Genomic DNA, 22,369 nt, shown 5'->3' on the forward strand with positions numbered 1-22,369 from the left:
TTTAGGAGGATGCCTTGCTCGATAAGCTAGGTGGTATTGCCCTCAATGCCGATGCTCTGACTTGGTTACTTAACCCAGTTCGTTTTAAAGAAGAACTGTTAAGCCGTATTCACAGTGCATCGCACAGTATTTATATTACAGCCTTATATCTAGAAGATGACGAAGCCGGACGTGAAGTTCTGCAGGCCTTATTAGATGCAAAAGCGGTGAAACCAGAATTAGATATAAAGGTGCTGGTGGACTACCACAGAGCCCGTCGTGGACTCATAGGTAAAAAAGATGATGGCGGAAATGACAAAATGTACCGCCGCGCCATGGAACAAGCTCAAGAAGCCATTGATATTCTTGGCGTGCCAGTTAAATCCCGTGAATTTATGGGCGTATTGCACCTTAAGGGATTTATTTTTGATGATGCAGTTATCTTTAGTGGTGCCAGCATCAATAATATCTACCTGCAGCAGCAAGAGAAGTACCGTTTCGATCGCTATCATTTAATTGAGTCTGTTGAACTTGCCCGTAGCATGCGTGATTACATTAAACAGCATTTAGTCGCCGATGCTGCTGTGTGTTCTTTAGTGCAAACTGAAGATTGTGATGTAAATCCTGAAAAGAATGATATACGCAGTTTTAAGCATCGTCTTAGTCAAGCTCAATACGAGTTTACAGCGACTCGGATCGGTAACAGAGTGACCCCAATCGTGGGCCTTGGACGTAAGAAAAATCAGCTTAATCAGACTGTTATAAGACTAGTGGAATCATCTACACAGTCGTTATTTATCTGCACACCTTATTTTAATCCGCCAAATCCTTTGACTCGTGCATTGGCTAAGCACTTGAGAAATGGCAAAAAGATAGACATAGTTGTCGGTGATAAGAAAGCTAATGACTTCTATATTCCCCCTGAACAAGATTTCTCTACCATAGGGGCTTTGCCTTATATGTATGAGCAATCGCTGCGTAACTTTGCTAAGCGTCAGCAATGGGCTATTGATAATGGTCAGCTTAATATTTATTTATGGCAACATGATAAAAACAGCTACCACTTAAAAGGGATCAGTGCTGACAATAAACGCCATCTGATCACAGGTTCTAATTTAAATCCAAGAGCCTGGGCATTAGATCTTGAAAATGGCTTGTTATTACAAGATGAATCAGGTGCATGGCAAGAGAAGTTCCAGCAGGAACAAGCGCATATTTTGCAGCATACCGAGCGTCTGTATCACTATAGCCAGATAGAAACATTGCAAAAGTACCCCGCGCCAGTGAGAAAAGTCATGACTCGGATCAGGCGATTAAAGGCAGACTTTCTATTGAGGCGTATACTTTAGTGGATAATATTTCCGATGAATCTTTTTCACATGAAGATATTTTTTTGGCTGATACTCATCAGCCACTAGGGCCTCACGCTGTTCATAAATTATATCTCCAGCGTAAAGCATTGTCGACTAAGCCTTTTGGAGCAAGGGGTAAGAAGCTTGTTCGTTGTAATGCATGCTTGCTCGGTCAACAATTTTGCACTTGTGAATTTCGTCGACAACTAAAAACCAATGTCAGCTTTTTACTGATTATGTATGATGATGAAGTCCTAAAGCCGACAAACAGCGGCCGCTTGATTGCTGATCTTGTGCCAGAGACTCATGCATATATTTGGTCCAGAACGCAAACCGATGCTGCAATGTTAGCCTTGTTGAATAATCCAGAATACCAAGCTTATTTAGTTTTCCCCGGGCAATACGCGCACACAGGACAAGAAATTCTCTCAAGCATAAATAACACTGGCATTAGGTTATCAATGAAGGCTCCCGTCAAACGCCCCTTATTGATCATGCTTGACGGAAGCTGGCGTGAAGCCATAAAAATGTTCAGAAAAAGTCCCTATTTGCATCATCTACCCTTGTTATCGTTTGATCCAAAAGTATTAGCCACTTATGCTTTACGTAAAGGTAGCCATGATTTTCAGCTGGGCACCGCAGAAGTAGCTGCATTGGCCATAGAAGCTGCAGGGGAGCCGCACAATGGTTTGGTGCTCAGTGCTTGGTTTGATTTATTCGTTGAATCATCTTTACTGGGGCGTAATCGACGCTGTAAAGAAGATATTCTTCCTATTAAAAATTACCAAGATAAGTTTACCCGTGCACTGGCGCTGTCATATCAAGCCTCCAGTCTTAAAAACGAGTAAGTTTAACTTTCGCAGATTGAAAAAATGCTCTATAAAGCTAAGATAAACTGCGACAGCGTTACTGAGTTCGGCATTAAGTTAACCTATTACGTTAACCATAGATTTTAGGGATCATCATTACCCAGAGGTAATTGAGCGGTCATTATTTTTCCCATTAAGGGATATTCCTGATAGGGCGTGATTAATGAGTCAAGATCCAACCAAAATCATAGACAATAAATTAGTGATCCTGTGCCGATTAGAGGCTGGTTGTTTAGGACCTGATGGCGTTGATCATATTGAAACATTTTGCCTCATGGCTCAAAAAGCCTTAGTCACCCATGAGGCTGAAGTCTGTCATTGGTTACTGGAGCCGAGATTTGACAAAAGCCTTGAAGAGTTTCAATACGGCTTAAAGGGGAAAATGTTAACCAAAGAACAGACCAAAAAATATTTGGCCCATGCAGGTAGAGAGTGGGATAACTTTGAAGAGAAGTTTGAAGATAAACTGACCCAGTTAATTAATTTATATATTGCACGTAAGCATTAGTCGCAATTTTCATGAGCTTGAACAACGTGAGGCCTTCTTCGCCTGCCTAAGCCATGGATGGATAAGCAAAGAAGGTGTTTGTGACCCAAAGCAATTATTTACCCCAGCTTAAAACACAGTTCGGTTTCGATGATTTTCGTGATGGACAAGCGCAAGTTATAGAATCTATTTTATCAAACAACAGTGCCTTAGCCATTTTCCCTACAGGCTCAGGCAAGTCATTGTGTTACCAATTTTGTGCTCTACAGTTGCCTCATCTCACCTTGGTGATCTCTCCTTTACTGGCATTGATGAAGGATCAGTTAGCTTTCTTGCATGGTAAAGGCATTGCGGCAGCAAGTATTGATTCAGGCCTTAGCGCTGAGCAGTCACGACAAACAATGCAAGACATCAGACAAGGTAAGATCAAAATCCTGATGGTGTCAGTTGAGCGTTTTAATAACGAACGTTTTCGTCATTTCTTACAAAGCGTACAGATTTCTTTGTTGGTAGTGGATGAGGCTCATTGTATTTCTGAATGGGGGCATAACTTTAGGCCCGATTACTTAAAAATTCCTCAGTACTGCCAAGATTTTGCTATTGATAAAGTCTTATTGTTGACAGCCACCGCCACAAGAAAAGTAAAGCGAGACATGGCTGAGCGTTTTGCTATTGATGCCGCCCATATCGTGCAGACGGGTTTTTATCGTGAAAATTTAGCTTTAACTGTGCTTAGCGTGCCTCAGGTGCAAAAAAATGCTGAATTAGTGCAGCAGTTACAAGCATTAGCGGGAGCTGGGATTGTCTATGTGACTTTGCAGCATACCGCCGATGAGATAGCGACGTTTTTACAGCGCCAAGGTTTCAATGCAAAAGCCTACCATGCGGGGATGGAGCAACAGACGCGGCAACAGGTACAAAGTGCATTTATGGCAAGCGATATTCAGATCATTGTTGCCACCATCGCCTTTGGGATGGGAATAGACAAAGGGGATATCCGTTTTGTTATTCATTATGACTTACCTAAGTCGATTGAGAATTACAGCCAAGAAATCGGCCGAGCAGGGCGAGATAATCAGCCGTCAAAATGCATTACCTTAGCTAATTTAGATGGTTTGAGCACAGTCGAAAACTTTGTTTACGGTGATACGCCTGAAGGCGATAGCATCAGTACCTTATTGCAGCATATTCAAAGCACTCGTCAGGGAGCTCGCTGGGAAATGCAAGAGTTGAGTTTAGCTAAACTCACCAATATCCGCGTGCTGGCGCTAAAAACCTTACTGGTGCAGCTCGAGCTTCTTGGTTTGCTTAAGCCCAGTCACGCATATTATGCTGATTGCCGCTTTAAGTTTATTAGCAGCGAGGCTGATATATTAGCGTTATTCACCGAGGAGCGCCGCGAATTTCTTCAGCAAGTATTTGCCCATACTCATTTTAAAAAGATTTGGGGTAGTATTGATTTTGATGGACTTTATCAAGCTCTGGGCCATGAAAGGCAACGAGTATTGAAAGCGCTCGATTATCTTAGTGAACAAGGACATATTCAACTTGAGACGAAACAGCTGACGCAGGTGTTTGCACTTGCTGCTAATGAGCTTGAAATAGAAGCGATTCAATCCCAATTGCTTGATTATTTTAATGATAAAGAAACAAAAGAAATTGCCAGAATTGCACAGCTGGTGCGCTTTTTTGAACTGAAAACTTGCTTAAGTCACGCCCTAGCGCGCTATTTTGATGATGACAAGAGTCCAGCCCAATGCATGAGTTGCAGCGTATGTCTGGGACGCCCAGTTCATTTAACCGCGACTCAAATTTCCCCCATGCCAGCAAAAGAGTTACTGGATTCTCATTTGCAGCAGCTGCAGGTTTGGGCTGAGCAGCACAGCGTTGCGCCTAAGCTCTCTTTGAGCATGAAAACTAAGTTTTTGATGGGGCTTAGTATGCCGGCCTATAGCCGCAGTGGTTTAACTAAGCTTGCAGGCTTTGGCCTTTGCGCGACACAACGCTTTCATGAAGTAAAAATGCAATTATCAACTTACAGCGAGGAATAGATGGATATTTCGGCCGAAGAATTGCTTAAGAAACACTCAAATCTTATTCACAGTGAAGGACTACAGGTTGTATCCCATGTTCAACGAGAGCAGGGCGATTGGTTTTTGAATACCTTAATGTTAAAGGGCTACGATGTGCCCTTTAAATACAAGCGTACTAAACGTTTTAAAAGCCTTAATGATCAACGAGTGAATATCAGCTACTACCCTAAACATGAATCCCTTGCAGGTATGCAAATAGAAGTGATGCAAATTATCAGGTTAAGGCGTTGCTAGTGGCTGTATGACCAGTCTTCGTTGGCACGCCAGAGTCGGTAACGCAGCTGTGCGTGCTGTGGCAGATAAAACACATTTTCAGATAATGCCTCAGGCCCAATGACGATGGTGTCTCCTAAGGGCACGAAGGTGGCGATTTTAGGGTTAATACAAGGCATGGTTACCATGGGAGCTTGCATCAGGCTTTCAAGCCAGTAATAACTTGCAGCCCCTTGTTCCATGTCAGCGAGTTGATTTGGCTCTACGGGCAGCGCAAGCTGTTGTATCTCCCCCATAAGCTTGGACTGATTACAGTCTTGCATAATCGTTAAACCTATTTGTACTTGTAGTTGATATTTGCTTGGCTCAACAAGTTGAGCCACCTTTAGGACATGTATGATTTGGTTATCTAAAGGCTTAGGGTAGCTGGCTGAGGCGATGCTAGAGACGTCAGCGGCTTGTAGAATGTGGCTCGTGACTGGACTAGTTAATAGGACTTCTGGTGCCGCTGTTGCTTGACAGGCTTGGCTCATACCTAAACATAGCAGTACTGAGCTTATTCGAAGACTTAAGTTTGCGACCTTATTGAATAATGCTTGTGCAGTGCTTTTCTTAGTCGATTTGTTAGTGTCAACAGCATTTAGCTTGGTGTTAGGTGGCGTCACTGCAATATCCCTTATGGTTAACCATTTGTTCGTTTAATGCACAGCTGCTAAACATCACAGCATCTTGAGCTACTATGGCCTTAAATTAATCAATATTTAGTCAGTATACAAGGTAAAAAATCAGTAACACACAAAAGCCGACTATACTTATGAATGATAGTGAATGCAGGCTTAAGGCTAAATGAAATTATCACCCTCTGCTTTGTATGTGTCTGTTTTGTTTGTGCTTATATTCATATCCTATCATGCGGTTATGATTTGTTGGGCATAGTGTTTGGTTCTGATTAATGGATCTTGCCTATATAATGACTAGGCGTAATCCGCCCGTAGCGTCAATGATATTAAGACGTAATTTGATAAGGTTCATTTAACTTAAAATAGGTAGACAGGGATGGAGCAGCTAAAAGAATTGGATTATTCAGCGCATATTTTGAGCATGGCGATCCCTCAAATGGCCAAATTGAATATTCCTGTCACCCCAGAAAACTATGCCATTTGGTATGAATATTTTTCTGAAACAAACCTCAACTTGAAACGTGCCATCGACGGTTTGTTAGCTAATGAAGTCTCGTTTACCCGTCAAGTTAACCAAGGGCTTTATAACAATTTCATTCAAGAGCAATCCCCAGATATTATTCAAAATGTACAGATAGAAACCCAAATACTGATTAAGAGCCTTTTCAATAAAATCCACCAGCTCACTGATGAAACTCAAGATTTTTCTGAAATACTTACAGATTATAATCAGCAGCTTAAGGAGAAACCTACCCTTGAAATGCTTAATCAAATTATCGTAAACATATCATCTGAAGTGGATCTTGTGATCAGCAACAATGAAGAGATGAAATCAAACCTCAACACATTAGATTTTGAGTTAAGTCGTCTTAAAGATGAAATGGATAACCTCAGTAAAGTTGCCATGACTGATGAGTTGACCTCATTAAACAATCGCCGTGCTTATGAGGTTTTTGCTTTGGAGCAAGTGGCGAAATTTAATCAAACTCAGACAGTCTGTAGTCTCTTGATTGTCGATATTGATTTATTTAAGGGTTTTAATGATACCTATGGACACCTTATTGGCGATAAAGTCCTCGCCTTTGTGGCTATGTCGTTAAAACAGGGCGTTAAAGGAGGCGACTTTGTGGCCCGCTATGGCGGAGAAGAGTTTGTGATCCTATTGCCTGACACTAGCCTTGAGGATGCTGTAACGCTCGCCAACAATTTACGGGAGCGTATATCCCATAAACAGCTCACCGTAGGTAAAGAAAAAAAGCAACAATTGGGCAAAGTGACTGTATCTATCGGCGCCGCTTGTATGCAGGTGGGCGATGATGCTGATACCTTGCTGTCCCGCGCAGATGAAAAACTTTATGAAGCCAAAGGCTCAGGTAGAAACTGCGTCAAAAGCTAACGCTGACCGCAGGAATGTGGGGATCGCGTTTTACCATTACATGGTTAATTGACTTAAATACCCAGTGGTTAATTCTCTGCCTCTGCCTGCGATGTTAATGGCATGTCCATTTTGATCAGTTGCTCTTCCATGTCAAAGGACACAATAAAGCCTAAAGATTTAGCAAGGTTTGCCATATTTTGATTCGTAAACATGGTATAGCCGATTAATCGCTCAGTGCCTTGTTGCTGATAATATCTAATCAGCTTTTGCAGTAATAATTTCCCCAATCCAAGCCCTTGATAGTCACTACGCACCGCCATAGCAAACTCAGCCTCAGTATTGTCGGGGTCGATTGATGCACGCACCGCGCCTAAGGTAATGTTGTCACCATCTTTGTCATAGGTCGCGATAAAGGCCATTTCGCGAGCGTAATCAATTTGTGTCAATACTGCCATTTCTTCATGAGTCATGGCTGAGCGAGCACCAAAATATCGCTTATACCTGTCTTCAGCACTTAAGGCATTATCAAAGGCCAAATGCTGCGGCTCATCTTCAGGTAAAATCGGCCTTAATATAATTTTCATGGCATTTTTAAGGGTCACTGCTTCTTCAAGCTCCACAGGATAAGGCATGATAGCGAGGCGATTCAGTGGCTCTACCCCTTGAGGCGTTAACGTCATTGAGACATCTAGAATACAAATCTTGTCACCACTGGCTAAGAGTGGATTGATATCTAGGCTTCTAATCTGTGGGCAATCGATAATCAGCTGAGACACTTTGGTTAAAGTGATGCACAAGGCGTGCAAATCAAGCCCTGATGGCAAATGCCTGTCTTTGATTTTTTTGGTTTTAAGGGCTTGAATAACCATGTACCTTGCCAATGCCATATTCAGTGGCGGCAAGGCAACTGCCGCGTCGCGAGTGGGATCCCACTCACTGCCACCTTCGCCAAGACACAAGGCAGGACCAAACACTTCATCATGGATAACCGCAAGACGAAGCTCTTGGGCTCCTGCAGTTAAGGCCATTTTTTGAATGATAAGCCCGTCAATATGCGCACTTGGCAGTGTCTGCTTAACTCGAGCTAACATATCGTCCACGGCTTTTTTGAGCTCAGCCGCATTTTTAAGGTTTAACATCACTCCATGGACATCACTTTTATAAGTAATATCATCGGATTTAAGTTTGACCGCTACTGGATAACCCAGTTGATCTGCCATATCAATCGCCGCATCAGTATCGAGTGCAAAACCGGTTTCTATGGTATTAAGTCCATAAGCTGCGAGGATTTCACCGGCTTCATGGGTGGCCAATTGATCCTGGCCTCGGGCTTGAGCTACGCTAAGTATATTTCGCGCTTTCACGGTATCTTTTGGAATAAACGCGGTGATCGATGCTGGAACTTCTTGGAGCAGCTTTTGATTCCTGCGGTATTCCACCATGTGCATAAAGGCTTTAACGGCACCTTCTGGGGTTCGGTATGTGGCAATACCTGCGTGATTTAAATATTTTCTTGCACTGTAGGCGGAGTCTTCACCGCTCCAGTTGGTGAGAATGTTAATGCCCTTATGGGCTGGAAGTCCGCGAATACAGTCACTGAGCTGCTCAGCAATAGCAAGGCTGTCTTGGCTGGCTGAGGGTGAATGCAAGATTAAAATAGCATCGGCTTCACCGCTATTAAAGACAAGCTCTAATGCCTGACAATAGCGTTGCCCAGTAGCATCACCAACAATATCTATGGGGTTTTGACCAGACCAAGTGCTAGGTAATAGTCTTGATAACGCGGTTGTGGTGGCGGGCGATAATTGCGCTAATTTTCCGCCTTTAATGATAAGTTCATCGGCTGCTAATATACCTGGTCCGCCACCATTACTGATAATGGCTAAGCGCTCACCTTTAAGGCGTACGGAATGCGCCAAGCTCTCTACTGCGGCAAACAACTCTACTAAGGTATTAACCCTGAGCATACCTGCACGGCGAAAAGCAGCATCATAAACCGCATCATTACCTTGAGTGCCGCCAGTATGTAGCTTAGCCGCTTGCATGCCTTCAAGACTGCGGCCCGACTTTATCACTAAAATAGGTTTGTTTCGCGATGCTGCGCGAGCTGCTGATAAAAAGTGCCGCTTCTCATTGATGGCATCTAAGTAAAGAATAATGGCACTGGTTTGGTTGTCTTTACCTAGGTAATCCAGTAATTCATCAAAATCCACGTCGGCGGCATCACCTAAGGAAATAATCGATGAAAACCCAATGCCTTTATTGTTGGCCCAATCTAATACAGTAGTGCAAATAGCTGAAGATTGGGACAAGAAAGCTATTTTACCGCGCTTAGCGCCTGTGTGCGCCAAGCTGGCATTAAGGCCAATATTGGGCAGTAACATGCCTAAAGAATTTGGACCAAGTAGCCGCATGCCGTAGCGTTTAGCGTGTTTTAGGGCCAATTGCAGTAAATTATTGCCTAAGTCATCACTTTCTTGAGCCATACCCGCGGCCATAATAATGGCCGTTTTACAGCCAAATTGCGCCAAGGTCTCCACCAATTCAGGGACGCGGCTGGCACGAGTGCAGATGATGGCTAAATCGGGTTTAATGGGCAGCATCATTATGCTGGAGTAGGCAAGCACGCCCATCACCGCAGTGTACTTAGGTGACACAGGCATGATGGGGCCATTAAATCCCCCAGCCAATAAGTTCTTCATCACCAGATTACCAGCGCGCTGGGGATTATCGGATGCACCAATCACAGCCACAGAGCTGGGTTTAAACAAGGCATGTATGCTGCGTTGACTCATTGGCAATCCTTTAGACTGAGCAGAAAAACTTTTAGAGAGAAGTGATTAAATACTATACCTATTTCACAATCTTTTAGGAACCAAACTTAAGCTAGGTTAGGATATAGAACACTGAGATTTCAACAAGGTTAGTATATGTATTTAATTACCGGTGCCAGCAGTGGCCTTGGGGCCGCACTTGCCCATGAATATGCGCAGGATGGACACGAACTCTACCTAACGGGTCGCGATGAAGCCAAGCTTGCTCAAGTTACACTGTCATTGTCGCAATTACCACTCAATATAACTTCATCGACTAAGTCGTCAATGGCAGGCAGCATTAATACCATGAGTGCAGAACTCAACAAGCCTGTCAGTATCAATGCTTTATTGGATAGTTTGCCCCAAGCTCCGGAGGTGGTGTTTCATTGCGCGGGCAGCGGTTATTTTGGCCCGTTGGCGGAGCAAACAAGTGAAGGGATAATCAATCTTGTCAATAATAATCTTACAGCCACTTTACTGTTTTTAAAAGAATTGATCCGTCGTTATCAAGATCTTCCGATCAAGGTAGTGGTGGTGTTATCTACCGCGGCATTGCAAGCTAAAGCGGGTGAGAGTAGTTACTGTGCGGTAAAATGGGCCATTAAAGGATTAATTGAATCATTACGACTCGAGCTTAAAGGTAAACCGCTGTCTTTAATTGCCGTGTACCCCGGGGGGATGGCCACAGAGTTTTGGCAAACCAGTGGTAAAGCGTTAGACACCACAGGCTTTATGAGCGCCGCTGAAACCGCTTCAATGATAAAACATGCATTAATGAGTACCGCTCACGGTTATGTGTCTGATCTCACTATTAATCGCAGATAAACTTATCTGCATTAGAGACTGAGGCTGGCATGTCAGCGGCGGCCTCAGAGTTGAACTCGGGCTTAACCTTAATTTGCTTATTTAACCTCAACTGGGGTTAATTTATGTTGCTGTAATATGCACTGCTCAAGTAATTTTGAGGCTGGGCCCTGTCGGTCACGATTAGGGATAACCAGTGACATCATAATTTTGCGGCTTTGACTGCCAAGTAAACAAATTCGAGCTAACTTGCCTGCTGCCAAGTCTTGCTCCACCAATAATTTAGGTAGCCAGCAGAATCCTATCTCTTGATAGAGAATTTCTTTGGCTTCGTGAAAATTGGCAACTGTCCAGCGCTGCTCAGCCTTGAGCCAGCCCGCTTCAGTATTCCCCTTGAATCCAGTATCTTTTATCACCAGTTGCAGGTGCTGAGCCAATTGCTTTTCATCAACTTGGGTAAGCTGCGCAAGCGGATGACTGGGATGTGACATTAGGTAGAACTCCATCTCACACAAAGGCTCACAGATAAAGCCTTTAGGCGGAATGGTGCAGATAGAAATATCAACAGCTTGGGCGCTGATAAGCTCATTAGTGCCTGATATCACAGTATCTAAAATGGTCACGCGGGTCCCACGGCTGTGAGGCAAGAAAGCTTTTAGCGCCGCGACTAGCGTGGGCATAGGATAAATGATTTCCCTGCCTATGGTTAAGCTCGGCTCCCAGCCTTGCTCTAAGTTATTCGCCAGTTGTTCAAGCTCTTCCATGGTTTGAGTCAAATGACGAGAGCGGCGCAGCATGACTTCACCTTGCTCAGTCAAGTAGGCCTTACGGCCCTTTACTTCAAGTAATGGAATGCCTAATTGGTGCTGCAACTTAGCCACCGCATGGTTGAGTGATGATTGACTTTTATTCAACACCTCAGCAGCCTGAGCATAGCCGCCATGATCCACCACAGCCTGTAAAATTCGCCATTGTTCTAAGGTTGATTTTGCTCGGCTCATAGTATCTTTCCAATAAATGCTTCAATAAGATTAAATAATGGCGTTTTCATGCTAATAATTCAAACCTTTATCGGTAAATCGTTACTGTCTCGTGAATTATTTTTAGTATTTTTTGGTGGGCTTTAATATTCACGGTACTTTATTTCGATTGATAGCAGTTAAGAATGGCGGATGAAATAAATCTACGATAGATTTTGATAACGCTAACATTACTCATCTTGTAAAAGGGAGGCGACATATGAAAGAAATAGGGACGAACAAGCAGGCATTTAAAATAAGAAAAGCCAGCATTTATGATGCTAAGCAAATATTTGATATTAGAACTCGCGCCATTCTTGCTAAATGCAGCGGCCATTATGATGAGCAAGTGCTAATTCATTGGACCCAAGGGGAAATGTCGAAAGAATTTCTCGATGATGTGGCTGTGAGTTTCTATGTCACAGAACTGAACGGCGACATTATAGGCTCTGGGCAACTAAGGGCTGCACAAGATGAAGGTGATCTTGGCCTTGTTGATGCTATTTTTGTGGATCCACTGCATATGGGCAGCGGCGCGGCCAAAGCCATGATAGTGTATTTAGAGCAACAAGCTAAAACGGCGGGCTTTCAACGCTTAAAACTGGATGCAACCCTCAATGCTGCGCCGTTTTATCAGCGCTGCGGCTTTATTGGCACTGAGCTCAGCCATTATCATTCACCACGGGGACTGGTATTGTCCTGTGTCCCCATGGAAAAGTCCCTCAGCTAAACTCATGTTGCAAAAGGCGCTGTAGGTGGCGATTAACCTAGTGCCTTGGTGGCATCTTTTAATTGAATGAGTTCAATCTTGTAGCCATCAGGATCTTCAACAAAAGCGATATGGGTGCTACCGCCAGCAACAGGGCCTGGCTTTCGGGTGATAGTTCCGCCCGCTGCTGCAATCGCCTCGCAGCGCTGATAAATATCGGCTTCGCCTATGGCTAGATGACCAAAGCCTGTGCCTAAGTCATAGCTGTCTGTCCCCCAGTTATAGGTCAGTTCTACTACGGCTTGACCGCTGGACTCATCATTAAAACCCACGAAGGCTAAGGTATATTTGTACTCAGGATTTTCTGAGGTTCTGAGTAATTTCATACCAAGAACTTGGGTATAAAACGCGATACTGCGCTCTAAATTGCCAACACGGATCATGGTATGCAGTAATTGCGACATTGAAAGACTCCTTGATTAGGTCATGTTTTGCGTGCGTTCACTCACAAAATTGACATTAGTGTCTATGTTGACGCAGATAAATTACGTCAGCACAGCAATTATTGGTTATATTCTACTTAACTTAAGCACTTGCAACACAGGCTCTACTGTAGCAAAGAGTTGTAGCAATAAGTTGCAGTGTTAAGGCTACAGCTTAATGGTTTTTTACTTGACTAATAAAGGCGGCGTATCGACTGCCTAATTGGAGCGCATCATGACGACTGAACTTAAAATGGCCCTAGGCACCACCTTAGTCATTGCTATTTGTTTTAGTGCTTTTTTTGTTGCCTTGTTTTAACCTAACCTTTAATCCAGTTTTAAATCGTAAATACAGCGCGATCTAATAAGATTCAGTGGATCGCCTGTCTTTATCATACTCATTTTCAGGCATTAGTCCTCGGGATAGATTTTCTCTTTAAATTCACATAAATCTTCAATCAGGCAGCTGCCGCAACGGGGCTTTCTTGCAAGGCAGGTGTAGCGGCCATGAAGAATAAACCAGTGATGTACGTCCACTTTAAATTCGCTCGGGACCACTTTTAACATCCGATCTTCGACTTCTTGGACATTCTTGCCTGGGGCAAATCGAGTGCGGTTCGCCATTCTAAAAATGTGCGTATCCACGGCAATGGTGGGCCAGCCAAAAGCGGTGTTTAGCACCACGTTGGCAGTTTTACGGCCCACACCGGGTAAAGACTCCAGCGCTTCACGATTCTCAGGCACTATACCTTGATATTGATTGATTAATATCTCACAGGCTTTAATGACATTAATGGCTTTATTGTTATATAAGCCTATGGTTTTAATGTAAGTTTTTAATCCATCAACCCCAAGATCAAAAATAGCCTGGGGAGTATTGGCCACTGGGAATAGCTTATCTGTGGCCTTATTGACACTCACATCGGTTGCTTGGGCCGATAAGGTTACCGCAACTAACAGCTCAAACGGGCTTGAAAAATTAAGTTCAGTCTCAGGTTTAGGGTTATTGTCCCTAAGGCGAGTTAGAATTTGCAGGCGTTTATCTTTATTCATGGCATCCCTAGCTGACTTTGGTAATGCGAACTCGAGCCACAGGCTCAGTCTGAGCTTTAGGCTGACGGGCTTTTAAGCGGGCATCAATAACGTTTTTAAAGGCAATCAGGAGTCCCATGCCGATAAAGGCACCTGGGGGTAACAAAGCTAATAAAAACGGCGTATCCACTTGCCAGACTTGCATTACTAAAGACTTGGCCCAATCACCGAGCAATAAATCAGCGCCATCAAATAACGTGCCTTGACCTAGTAGCTCACGACCTGCGCCTAATACTACCAATACACAGGTAAAACCTATGCCCATCATCAGGCCATCAAAGGCTGAATGCGCGAGATTATTGCGGGAGGCAAAGGCTTCTGCGCGGCCGATGATCACGCAGTTGGTGACAATAAGCGGTAAAAATATCCCTAGTGACAGGTATAAACCATAGGCGTAGGCATTGATAAGTAGCTGCACTGAGGTCACGAGTGCAGCGATTATCATCACAAACACCGGAATACGTATTTCCTTTGGCACGTAATCACGTACAAGTGATACTAAAATATTCGAGCCAACGAGCACCAATAACGTGGCAAAACCCAGCCCTAACGCATTGGTTACTGTGGCGGTTACCGCCAGCAAAGGGCAAAGCCCCAATAATTGCACTAATCCTGGGTTATTGTGCCATAGCCCTTGTTTGGCTATTTCTTGATATTGACTCATTGAACGCCTCCACAGGGATTATGATTCTTGATCAAGCTTTGTCTGTGCTGCTCAACAAAGCTGAGCGCCCTAGCGATAGCCTTGATATAAGCCCTAGGCGTAATGGTTGCCCCGGTAAATTGATCAAACTGACCGCCATCTTTTTTTACTTTCCAGCTTTTGTCGTCTTGACTGAATACTTTGCCAGCAAAATTAAGCACCCAAGGTGATTTTCTGAGCTCAATTTTATCACCTAAACCTGGGGTTTCTTGGTGGGATAACGTACGTACTCCGAGTAACGTATTGTGCTCATCCACGGCTAAGATTAATTTTATCTCACCGTTATAACCATCCGGGGCAATAGCCTCAATGGCGATGGCCAGCAGCGTATTATCGCGCTCAATAAGATAAGCTGATAATGGAGCGTCACTGCCAAGCTCTGGACTTGTGACCAAGGTGCAGCGCTGGCTTAAATTGTCATCCTGCATCTTATGGGGCACAAGTTGATCTAATACGCTGGCTAAGTGCTTTCTTTGCTGCTCGGCGATGGTATCCACGGTTAAGGAATTCACTACAGCAACAAAGCCCGTGCATAAGAGTGCAAAAATGGCTAACAGTGCGGCGTTTTTACTTACAGGGTTGTTAGCTAAGCGATTGTTGAAAAGTGTCATTAGCTGGCACTCCTATGACCATAAGTTCTTGGGCGCACGTAATGGTCAATAAAAGGGGCACACATATTGGCTAATAGCACAGCGAAGGCAACAGCATCAGGGTAACCGCCATAGGTGCGAATAAGATAAATAATAATGCCTATGCTGGCACCAAAAATAAGTCGTCCTCTGGGGCTGGTTGCGGCAGTGACAGGATCGGTTGCGATAAAAAACACCGCCAACATAGTGCCACCAGAAAACCAGTGAAACAGCGGGCTGACATGAGTGTCTGGGCTAATTAAAAAACCAAAGCTTGCACACACAAATAACGCCGCTAAGATCCCAACACTGATGTGCCAGCGGATGACTTTCATTTTAAGTAAGGCAAGGCCGCCAGCCAGGTAAGCAAGATTGACCCAAAACCAGCCAATACCATAACTGCCATCAAAAATAGGTTTGGTCAAACTTTCAATCGTGGTAAGCCCCAAAGACAGGTCAGTTTTGATTGTGTCTAAGGGGGTTGCCATGGCAATACCATCTAAGCCTAGACGGTAAAAATCATTGGCAAAACTCGGACCAATAGCAAAAATCGCCTTGATAGCGGCCAGTGCATCAACCCCATTAAGGGCTAAGCTTTGGGGCGCTACCCATGAAGTCATTTGCAGTGGAAACGAGATAAGTAATACCACATAAGCTGCCATGGCAGGATTAAACAGATTATGCCCAAGGCCACCATAAAGGTGTTTCACTATGACAATAGCAAATAAACTGCCTATGACCACAACCCACCATGGTGCTAATGGCGGTATGGCAAGTGCTAATAAGCTTGCTGTAACTAAGGCTGAATTATCTTTCAGAGTGACGAGAATAGGGCGTTTTCGTGCTTTAAGCACTAAGGCTTCACCAAGGTATGCCGTTAAGATGGCCAGACAAAGTTGAATTAGGCTGCCAACGCCAAAAAACACCGTTTGCACTATAATGCCGGGAATAAGACACAGGGCAACGCGGCGCATCACATTGGCGGTTTGCAGGCCTTGGCTCACATGGGGTGACGAGGCAATTTTAAATGCCATGATTAATCCTCTTGCTGTTCTTGTTCGGCGCGTTTCTGAGCCGCTTTGGCTTTAGCTTTTGCAACTGCTGCCGCGATACGGGCTTTCTTAGCGTCATCAGCACTCGTTTCAATGCAGGTTGCACTACTGGTGTCGGCGCTAGTTTCGGGCGCAGCAGTCTCTTGGCTCTGTTGTTTTTTCGCTAAGGCTTTTGCTTTAGCGTTAGCCACGGCCGCTGCTACCTTAGCTTTCTTGTCATCAGCTTGTGTCACAATATCTTCAGACACAGCGGGCTTAGGGCTAAGTGTTTCAGTGATGAATGCCTCTGCACTAAGGGGGGGCACCGCTGGAGTATCATCGGCCTGGGCCGCCAACGCTGCTTTCTTAGCTTTAGCTCTTGCCACTGCGGCGGCAATTTTAGCTTTCTTATCATCAACTTCACTGCTCACTGGCTCAGAGCGTGCTGAATCCGTGGCCATAGATCCAGTGCTTATAGATTCAGTGAGAGTGGAGTCCGCTGAGGCGTCATTATTGGCCTGGGCCGTTAACGCCGCTTTCTTCGCTTTAGCTCTTGCCACCGCAGCGGTCACCTTAGCTTTTTTATCATCGATCTCACTGTGCTCAGTAGTGGGTTCAATGGTTAATGGTGTGTCACCTGTGCCAGCCGCCAGCGCGGCTTTCTTTGCCTTAGCTCTGCCAATCGCAGCGGCTACAGCAGATTTCTTATCTGTGGTGCCAGCTTCTGGCATTGATGATCGTGCTTGAGTGCTTGATGCCTCTTCAGCCTCAGTCGTGATTGCTTGAGCGGCTTTTTTAGCCGCGATGCGCGCCATAGCTTCAGCGACAGCATTCTTATCGCTGCTGTTCATGGCCGCTTTGCGTTTATCAGCCGCCTCTTTGGCCTTGGCTTCACGTGCAAGCTTTTCATCTTCAAGGCGTTGAATGCGAGTTTCAAAACGCTGCTTAGCTTTCTCTGCCTGAAGTTTTTCCTCAGCTTCTAAGCGAATAGCCGATTTTGCCACTCGATAATATTCAACTAAAGGAATGTCGCTTGGGCATACGTAGCTGCAACAGCCACATTCGATACAATCTTTAAGATTAAAGCTGGCCGCTTTATCGTATTCCTCTGCTTTGGCATGCCAAAACAATTGCTGAGGCAATAACAGTGCAGGGCAGGCGACAGCGCATTCACCGCAGCGAATACAGGCTTTTTCTTCAGCATCTGCAGCAATTTCGTTATCACTGGGTGCCAATAGGCAGTTAGTACCTTTGAGCACTGGCACAGCTAAATTTGACAGCGCGTACCCCATCATAGGGCCGCCAACAATGACTCTTTGCTCGGTTTGGGGGCTAAAACCCGTCTGCTCAAGGGCGTCATTAATGGGCATACCAATAGGAAGCCAATAATTACCAGGCTGCGCCACGCGCTCACCTGTGATGGTGACAAGGCGCTCTACCAAGGGCTTGCCATCAAGCACTGCTTGTTTTATCGCAAATGCAGTGCCGACATTGTGCACCACTATGCCAAGCTGGGCAGGAATAGTGCCACTGGGGACTTCTTTACCTGTGATGATTTGGATTAACTGCTTTTCACCGCCAGAAGGATACTTAGTGGGTATTTGAGTGACTCGCACGCAGCCCTTAGTGAGTAAGCCTTGCTCTTCAGCATTGATAATGGCGGCTTTCATGGCGCTGGCCGCTTGGGGCTTATTGTCTTCAATGGCGATGATGATGCGCTCTGGCGTCAGCAAAGCAAAAATAATTCCTATCCCTTCAAGAATTTGCCCACTGTGTTCACGCATTAGGCAGTCATCGGCGGTGATATAAGGTTCACACTCAACCCCATTGATGATCACCAAATCAATTTCACTGGCTGGATTTAACTTTATATGACTTGGAAAAGCCGCGCCGCCCATGCCTGCAATTCCAGCATCTTTTATGCGGGCTAACATTTGACTCTTGCTTAGCTCAGTGAGCGTCGCAGGTGTTAACTCAGTCCAGGTATCATTACCGTCAGGGCGAATGATGCAGCTCATGACGGGCAATGATGAGGCGTGGTTACTGGCACTAGGCTCAATGGCCATCACTTCGCCCGATGTGGGCGCGTGTACGGGCAGGTAACTAAAGCCTTTTCCTTGGGTGAGCACTTGGCCTTTGTTGACCTTATCGCCCACATTAACCAGCAGTATGGCTTGTTCACCTACCTGGGGCACAGGGACGATATACTGGGCGGCTAAAGCCAATGTCGCGGCGGAGCTTTGATTTGATAAATGTTTAAGCTCGGGTGGATGAATGCCACCAGGAGAGTGCCAAAGGGTGCCTTTATCCAATTGTTCCAATAGGGTTAACACTGCTTATCCCCTTGATTTTTATCTGTATGTTCGTTTTTTTCTTGGGCTTGAATAGATACGGCAGTATCGATCACTCTCACAGCGATGGCATTTAATTTCCAATCCCAATTTTTAAGGTTGGTTTCTACCGGCAACATGTCGATGCAATCAACAGGGCAGGGTTCAACGCACAAATCGCAGCCAGTGCAATCGGCGGTAATCACTGTGTGCATCAGTTTGCCAGCACCTAAAATGGCATCCACAGGACACGCCTGAATACATTTAGTACAACCAATGCATTCGTCTTCACGTATGTAGGCGACTTTTTTAATGGTATCTTGTTGTTCTTGATCTAAAGGCTCAGGCTCAACGCCCATCAGTTGCGCCAACTTTTCCATGGTGGCTGTACCGCCAGGAGGGCACTTATTGACTTTATCGCCGCCAGCGATGGCTTCAGCGTAGGGACGACAACCTGGGTAGCCGCACTGACCGCACTGGGTCTGAGGTAATAAAGCTTCTACTTGCTCGACTATGGGGTTGCCTTCAACTTTAAATCTGATTGCGGCAATGCCCAAAATGGCACCGAAAATAAGCCCCAATAATGTCAGTAGACCAACAGCAATTAACACTTCAAACATATTATTTAATCAGCCCCGCAAATCCCATAAAGGCTAAAGACATAAGCCCAGCGGTTATCATGGCAATCGCGCCGCCTCTAAAAGGCAGTGGCACATCAGCGGCCGCTAAGCGCTCACGCATGGCAGAAAACAAAATTAGCACCATAGAAAAGCCTACGGCTGCGCCAAAACCATAAATGGCAGACTCAATAAAGTTATGGTCTTCATTGATATTCAGTAAGGCAACCCCTAAAACGGCGCAATTGGTGGTGATAAGTGGCAGGTAAATACCTAGGGCGCGATGCAGACTGGCACTGGTTTTTTGCACCAGCATTTCAGTAAATTGCACCACGACCGCTATGACTAGAATAAAACTCATGGTGCGCAGGTATTCCAGCGAGAAAGGCTGCAAAAGAAACTCATTAGTGAGATAGCTGAGTACGGATGCTAAGGTCAACACAAAGGTGGTGGCCATAGACATACCAATAGCCGAGGCCAATTTGCTCGACACCCCCATAAAGGGGCAAAGACCTAAGAATTTAACTAATACGAAGTTGTTCACTAGCACAGTGCCAATCAACAGCAGGAGATACTCTGTCATCGCTACGCTTTCTTCATTAAAATTTTGCCATATTATCGGCGTTTTACGCTGCAGAAACAACGGATAAAAAGCGATATGGCAAGATTAACCCTACTTAATCGCTCTATCTCCTTAACGAGAAAGGTTTCATCAGATCAGCTACTGATGACAATCGCTTCAGGTTTGGCAATGTAATACCCCTGCAAGCCATCGAGTAGCAGTTTTTCTAAGGTGAGCTTTTCATCTTGGCGTTCAACGCCGGTGGCAATAACCTTGATGCTTATTCGCTTGGCAATATCGACAATCATCCGCACAAAGAAGCGATTGTTATTGTCTTGTTCTATGCCATCGCTGTAACTACTGTCGAGTTTAATATAGTCGGGGCGCACTTCGCGGAAAAATTTGAAGGAAGTAAAGCCCAAACCAAAACGCTCAACAGCGACTTTACTGCCGACTTTATGCATTTCACTGACAAAGCGCTGGCTGGCTGCCAAGTTAGTTTGCATGCCCACTTCATTCACTTCGAATATAATCCTTGATGCCAATTGAGCCTGCTTAGACAGTATATCTCTTAACCACAACACAAAGCTGTCTTGTAAAATCGACGCTGCGCTGATGTTGACGCCAAATCGGCCAGAAAGGCTAGGGTTGCCTGTAAGCATTTTCAATGCTTGAGTGACAATCATGGCATCAAGTTCGGTATGTAAACCGTACCGCTCAGCCATTGCAATCACACTGGTGGTTGGTAGTACATCACCTTGGACATTAATAAAGCGAGTCAAAAGCTCACGGTATATTTCAACATGACTTTGACTGGGCTGAATAAGTTGCTGATGAAAACTTATCCGTTTTTGCTGGATGAGCTCATGAATTGTAGTGCGCCAGTGATGATCGCCAGTGTTTTGCTGCTCATCTTGTTTTTCAATAATGTGGCTGCGGTTAGGGCCTAAAGTTTGGGCAATACTGACCGCTGTATCGGCAAGAGATAACAGCGCCTCTGGCTTATTTTGCCCAATGTAAGGCACAAGTCCTGTGTGGGCGACAGCATCCACATTATTGCTCTGACCGTATTCATTCAATAGCAGTTTGAGTTTGTCGAGAAAGGTTTTGCTTTCTTTTAAAGGAATGTCGGCAAAAATGACCGCAAAATCGCCACTGGAAATTCGATAAATACTGAATTGGGTGTAGCCTTGCGTGGCTTTTCGGATGCAGTTGGCGACTTTAGCTAAGTAGTCATCACCAGCGTTTCGGCCAAAGAGTTGGTTGATGTTGCCAAGTTCACTGGCTTTTATCATGGCCAAAAGACCACTTTTTTCTTGTTCTAAATGAGCAATAGCATCCAAATGCTGCATAAAAGGCTGGCGAGTTGCAAAGCCGGTAACAGGATCTTGATAGGCAGCTTTAGTCAGAGCCTCATTTTCTTGCTTCACTTTTTCCAAACTTAATTTTAATCTTGAGCGGCAATACTCCAGCGACTCACCGACGGGGATCAATGCCCCGATAAGTTTAGAAGACTCTATAGCATCAAAAGATAGCTCAGACATTTGTTTGATACATTGTGCTGCGTAAACAATGCGCTGTTTGTGTTTATGCATAAGTACCGCAAACATCAGACTTAAGAGCAAGTATGCCAGTAATATAAGAAGCATGATCTGGCTGAGGGTATTGAATTCTGCGGATAGCACTTGGTGTTTATTCAGCCTGATCTGCAGCCTAGCTTGGGATAACTCTGTTGTGTTATCTAAATCAAAACTGAATATCTGCCCGATAACAGGTTCTTGGAGGTTGCCTTGGGCTGATAGACTGCCATGGGTGAAGTTAAGGCTGCCATCGGTGGCATGTATAAATTGAAAAAACTGAAAAGAATCATCCTGGCTTAGACGCTGATAAAGTGCAGCACCATTACCTGACCAATCTTGATATTGACGAATATGTTGCTTGGCTTGAGCGACCGCTTGCAAAGAGCTGAGTTTAATTTGTTGCTGTGCGCTTAAGTAACAGCAGGTTAGTAAGGCTGTAAATACAAGGAGTAGCATAAGCTGAACGGAACGAGACAGACCCATAAACGCACTCTTTTGTCATTAGATGTAGATTAATGCTTATAGTGTAACGCTTAGGGATAAAACGGTATTGGATTTATTAAAATAAATGTCTTTTAAAATCTCAATGCTAATTAAAACAGGAATGTTGTAATAAAACAGGGGAGGTGGTCAGGGAAGGTGGTCAGTAAAGATTGTAATAAAATAGGGAAGGTGGTCAGTAAAGTTGGCTCCCCAGACTGGACTTGAACCAGTGACATACGGATTAACAGTCCGCCGTTCTACCGACTGAACTACTGGGGAATCGAAACTTTATTGCTGGATAACGCTAGTAAAATACAGTGGCTCCCCAGACTGGACTTGAACCAGTGACATACGGATTAACAGTCCGCCGTTCTACCGACTGAACTACTGGGGAATGGTATAACTGTATTCTTGTCTTGCTTTGTGTTGAGTGGCTCCCCAGACTGGACTTGAACCAGTGA

At 44.7% G+C, this 22,369-nt stretch carries 20 protein-coding genes and 2 tRNA genes; 8 read left to right on the forward strand and 14 right to left on the reverse strand.

Annotated features, from left to right (window positions below; all coding sequences use genetic code 11):
• Nucleotides 1-14 precede the first annotated feature (14 nt).
• The 5 genes from pssA to H5073_RS14070 all read left to right on the forward strand — a co-directional run bounded on the left by pssA (nucleotide 15) and on the right by H5073_RS14070 (nucleotide 5,014).
• Nucleotides 15-1,328 carry a CDP-diacylglycerol--serine O-phosphatidyltransferase gene (pssA, locus tag H5073_RS14050; RefSeq protein ID WP_182680193.1) on the forward strand — a complete coding sequence of 438 codons (1,314 nt, stop codon included), beginning with the start codon at nucleotides 15-17 and terminating at the stop codon, nucleotides 1,326-1,328.
• Between the two features lie 8 nt (nucleotides 1,329-1,336).
• Entirely contained in the window at nucleotides 1,337-2,179 is an 843-nt protein-coding gene (locus H5073_RS14055; protein WP_310734255.1) for a DTW domain-containing protein, read from the forward strand.
• A 184-nt stretch (nucleotides 2,180-2,363) separates the two neighbouring features.
• A complete protein-coding gene (locus H5073_RS14060; RefSeq protein WP_182680194.1) occupies nucleotides 2,364-2,708 on the forward strand; it encodes a hypothetical protein in 345 nt (114 codons plus the stop codon).
• Nucleotides 2,709-2,788: 80 nt separating this feature from the next.
• The gene (locus H5073_RS14065; protein ID WP_404948402.1) at nucleotides 2,789-4,738 is read left to right on the forward strand and encodes an ATP-dependent DNA helicase RecQ; all 1,950 of its coding nucleotides are present in this window, start codon (nucleotides 2,789-2,791) and stop codon (nucleotides 4,736-4,738) included.
• The gene (locus tag H5073_RS14070) at nucleotides 4,739-5,014 is read left to right on the forward strand and encodes a hypothetical protein (RefSeq protein ID WP_182680196.1); all 276 of its coding nucleotides are present in this window, start codon (nucleotides 4,739-4,741) and stop codon (nucleotides 5,012-5,014) included.
• Here H5073_RS14070 and H5073_RS14075 read toward each other — a convergent pair.
• Nucleotides 5,011-5,658, reverse strand: coding sequence for an ecotin family protein (locus H5073_RS14075; RefSeq protein ID WP_182680197.1), 648 nt, complete (start codon nucleotides 5,656-5,658; stop codon nucleotides 5,011-5,013). The two genes, H5073_RS14070 and H5073_RS14075, sit on opposite strands and share 4 nt — an antisense overlap.
• 391 nt (nucleotides 5,659-6,049) lie before the next feature.
• On the opposite strand from H5073_RS14075, the gene H5073_RS14080 reads away from it, so the two are divergent.
• Nucleotides 6,050-7,069 carry a GGDEF domain-containing protein gene (locus H5073_RS14080; protein WP_182680198.1) on the forward strand — a complete coding sequence of 340 codons (1,020 nt, stop codon included), beginning with the start codon at nucleotides 6,050-6,052 and terminating at the stop codon, nucleotides 7,067-7,069.
• 68 nt (nucleotides 7,070-7,137) lie between these two features.
• Here the strand turns inward: H5073_RS14080 and H5073_RS14085 are convergent, their stop codons facing one another.
• On the reverse strand, nucleotides 7,138-9,846 hold the full coding sequence (locus H5073_RS14085) for an acetate--CoA ligase family protein (RefSeq protein WP_182680199.1): 2,709 nt from the start codon (nucleotides 9,844-9,846) through the stop codon (nucleotides 7,138-7,140).
• Nucleotides 9,847-9,981: 135 nt separating this feature from the next.
• On the opposite strand from H5073_RS14085, the gene H5073_RS14090 reads away from it, so the two are divergent.
• On the forward strand, nucleotides 9,982-10,692 hold the full coding sequence (locus tag H5073_RS14090; protein WP_182680200.1) for an SDR family NAD(P)-dependent oxidoreductase: 711 nt from the start codon (nucleotides 9,982-9,984) through the stop codon (nucleotides 10,690-10,692).
• 77 nt (nucleotides 10,693-10,769) lie between these two features.
• Here H5073_RS14090 and H5073_RS14095 read toward each other — a convergent pair whose 3' ends face one another.
• A complete protein-coding gene (locus H5073_RS14095) occupies nucleotides 10,770-11,672 on the reverse strand; it encodes a LysR family transcriptional regulator (RefSeq protein WP_182680201.1) in 903 nt (300 codons plus the stop codon).
• 238 nt (nucleotides 11,673-11,910) lie between these two features.
• Between H5073_RS14095 and H5073_RS14100 the strand changes: the two genes are divergently transcribed.
• Nucleotides 11,911-12,420, forward strand: a complete 510-nt coding sequence (locus H5073_RS14100) for a GNAT family N-acetyltransferase (protein ID WP_182680202.1) — start codon at nucleotides 11,911-11,913, stop codon at nucleotides 12,418-12,420.
• A 32-nt stretch (nucleotides 12,421-12,452) separates the two neighbouring features.
• Here H5073_RS14100 and gloA read toward each other — a convergent pair whose 3' ends face one another.
• The 11 genes from gloA to H5073_RS14155 form a co-directional block, all read right to left on the reverse strand.
• Nucleotides 12,453-12,863: a lactoylglutathione lyase gene (gloA, locus tag H5073_RS14105; RefSeq protein ID WP_182680203.1), complete on the reverse strand. Its 411-nt coding sequence runs from the start codon at nucleotides 12,861-12,863 to the stop codon at nucleotides 12,453-12,455.
• A 429-nt stretch (nucleotides 12,864-13,292) separates the two neighbouring features.
• Nucleotides 13,293-13,934 carry an endonuclease III gene (gene nth, locus H5073_RS14110; RefSeq protein ID WP_182680204.1) on the reverse strand — a complete coding sequence of 214 codons (642 nt, stop codon included), beginning with the start codon at nucleotides 13,932-13,934 and terminating at the stop codon, nucleotides 13,293-13,295.
• Between the two features lie 7 nt (nucleotides 13,935-13,941).
• Entirely contained in the window at nucleotides 13,942-14,637 is a 696-nt protein-coding gene (locus H5073_RS14115; protein ID WP_182680205.1) for an electron transport complex subunit E, read from the reverse strand.
• Nucleotides 14,634-15,287 (reverse strand): electron transport complex subunit RsxG, encoded by a 654-nt coding sequence (gene rsxG / locus H5073_RS14120; protein ID WP_182680206.1) that lies wholly within the window; start codon nucleotides 15,285-15,287, stop codon nucleotides 14,634-14,636. The genes H5073_RS14115 and rsxG overlap by 4 nt, the downstream gene beginning before the upstream one ends.
• Entirely contained in the window at nucleotides 15,287-16,339 is a 1,053-nt protein-coding gene (gene rsxD / locus H5073_RS14125) for an electron transport complex subunit RsxD (protein ID WP_182680207.1), read from the reverse strand. Before rsxD ends, rsxG begins: the two co-directional genes overlap by 1 nt.
• 2 nt (nucleotides 16,340-16,341) lie before the next feature.
• Nucleotides 16,342-18,669: an electron transport complex subunit RsxC gene (gene rsxC / locus H5073_RS14130; protein ID WP_182680208.1), complete on the reverse strand. Its 2,328-nt coding sequence runs from the start codon at nucleotides 18,667-18,669 to the stop codon at nucleotides 16,342-16,344.
• A complete protein-coding gene (gene rsxB / locus H5073_RS14135) occupies nucleotides 18,663-19,286 on the reverse strand; it encodes an electron transport complex subunit RsxB (RefSeq protein ID WP_182680209.1) in 624 nt (207 codons plus the stop codon). The genes rsxC and rsxB overlap by 7 nt, the downstream gene beginning before the upstream one ends.
• A gap of 1 nt (nucleotide 19,287) precedes the next feature.
• On the reverse strand, nucleotides 19,288-19,866 hold the full coding sequence (rsxA, locus tag H5073_RS14140) for an electron transport complex subunit RsxA (RefSeq protein WP_182680210.1): 579 nt from the start codon (nucleotides 19,864-19,866) through the stop codon (nucleotides 19,288-19,290).
• Nucleotides 19,867-20,000: 134 nt separating this feature from the next.
• Nucleotides 20,001-21,908, reverse strand: a complete 1,908-nt coding sequence (locus H5073_RS14145) for an EAL domain-containing protein (protein WP_182680211.1) — start codon at nucleotides 21,906-21,908, stop codon at nucleotides 20,001-20,003.
• Between the two features lie 203 nt (nucleotides 21,909-22,111).
• Nucleotides 22,112-22,187 (reverse strand) — tRNA-Asn (locus H5073_RS14150).
• 39 nt (nucleotides 22,188-22,226) lie between these two features.
• Nucleotides 22,227-22,302 (reverse strand) — tRNA-Asn (locus tag H5073_RS14155).
• Nucleotides 22,303-22,369: the final 67 nt, after the last annotated feature.

Source organism: Shewanella sp. SR44-3, assembly GCF_014163735.1.
In the GTDB taxonomy this organism is placed as follows: Bacteria; Pseudomonadota; Gammaproteobacteria; order Enterobacterales; family Shewanellaceae; genus Shewanella.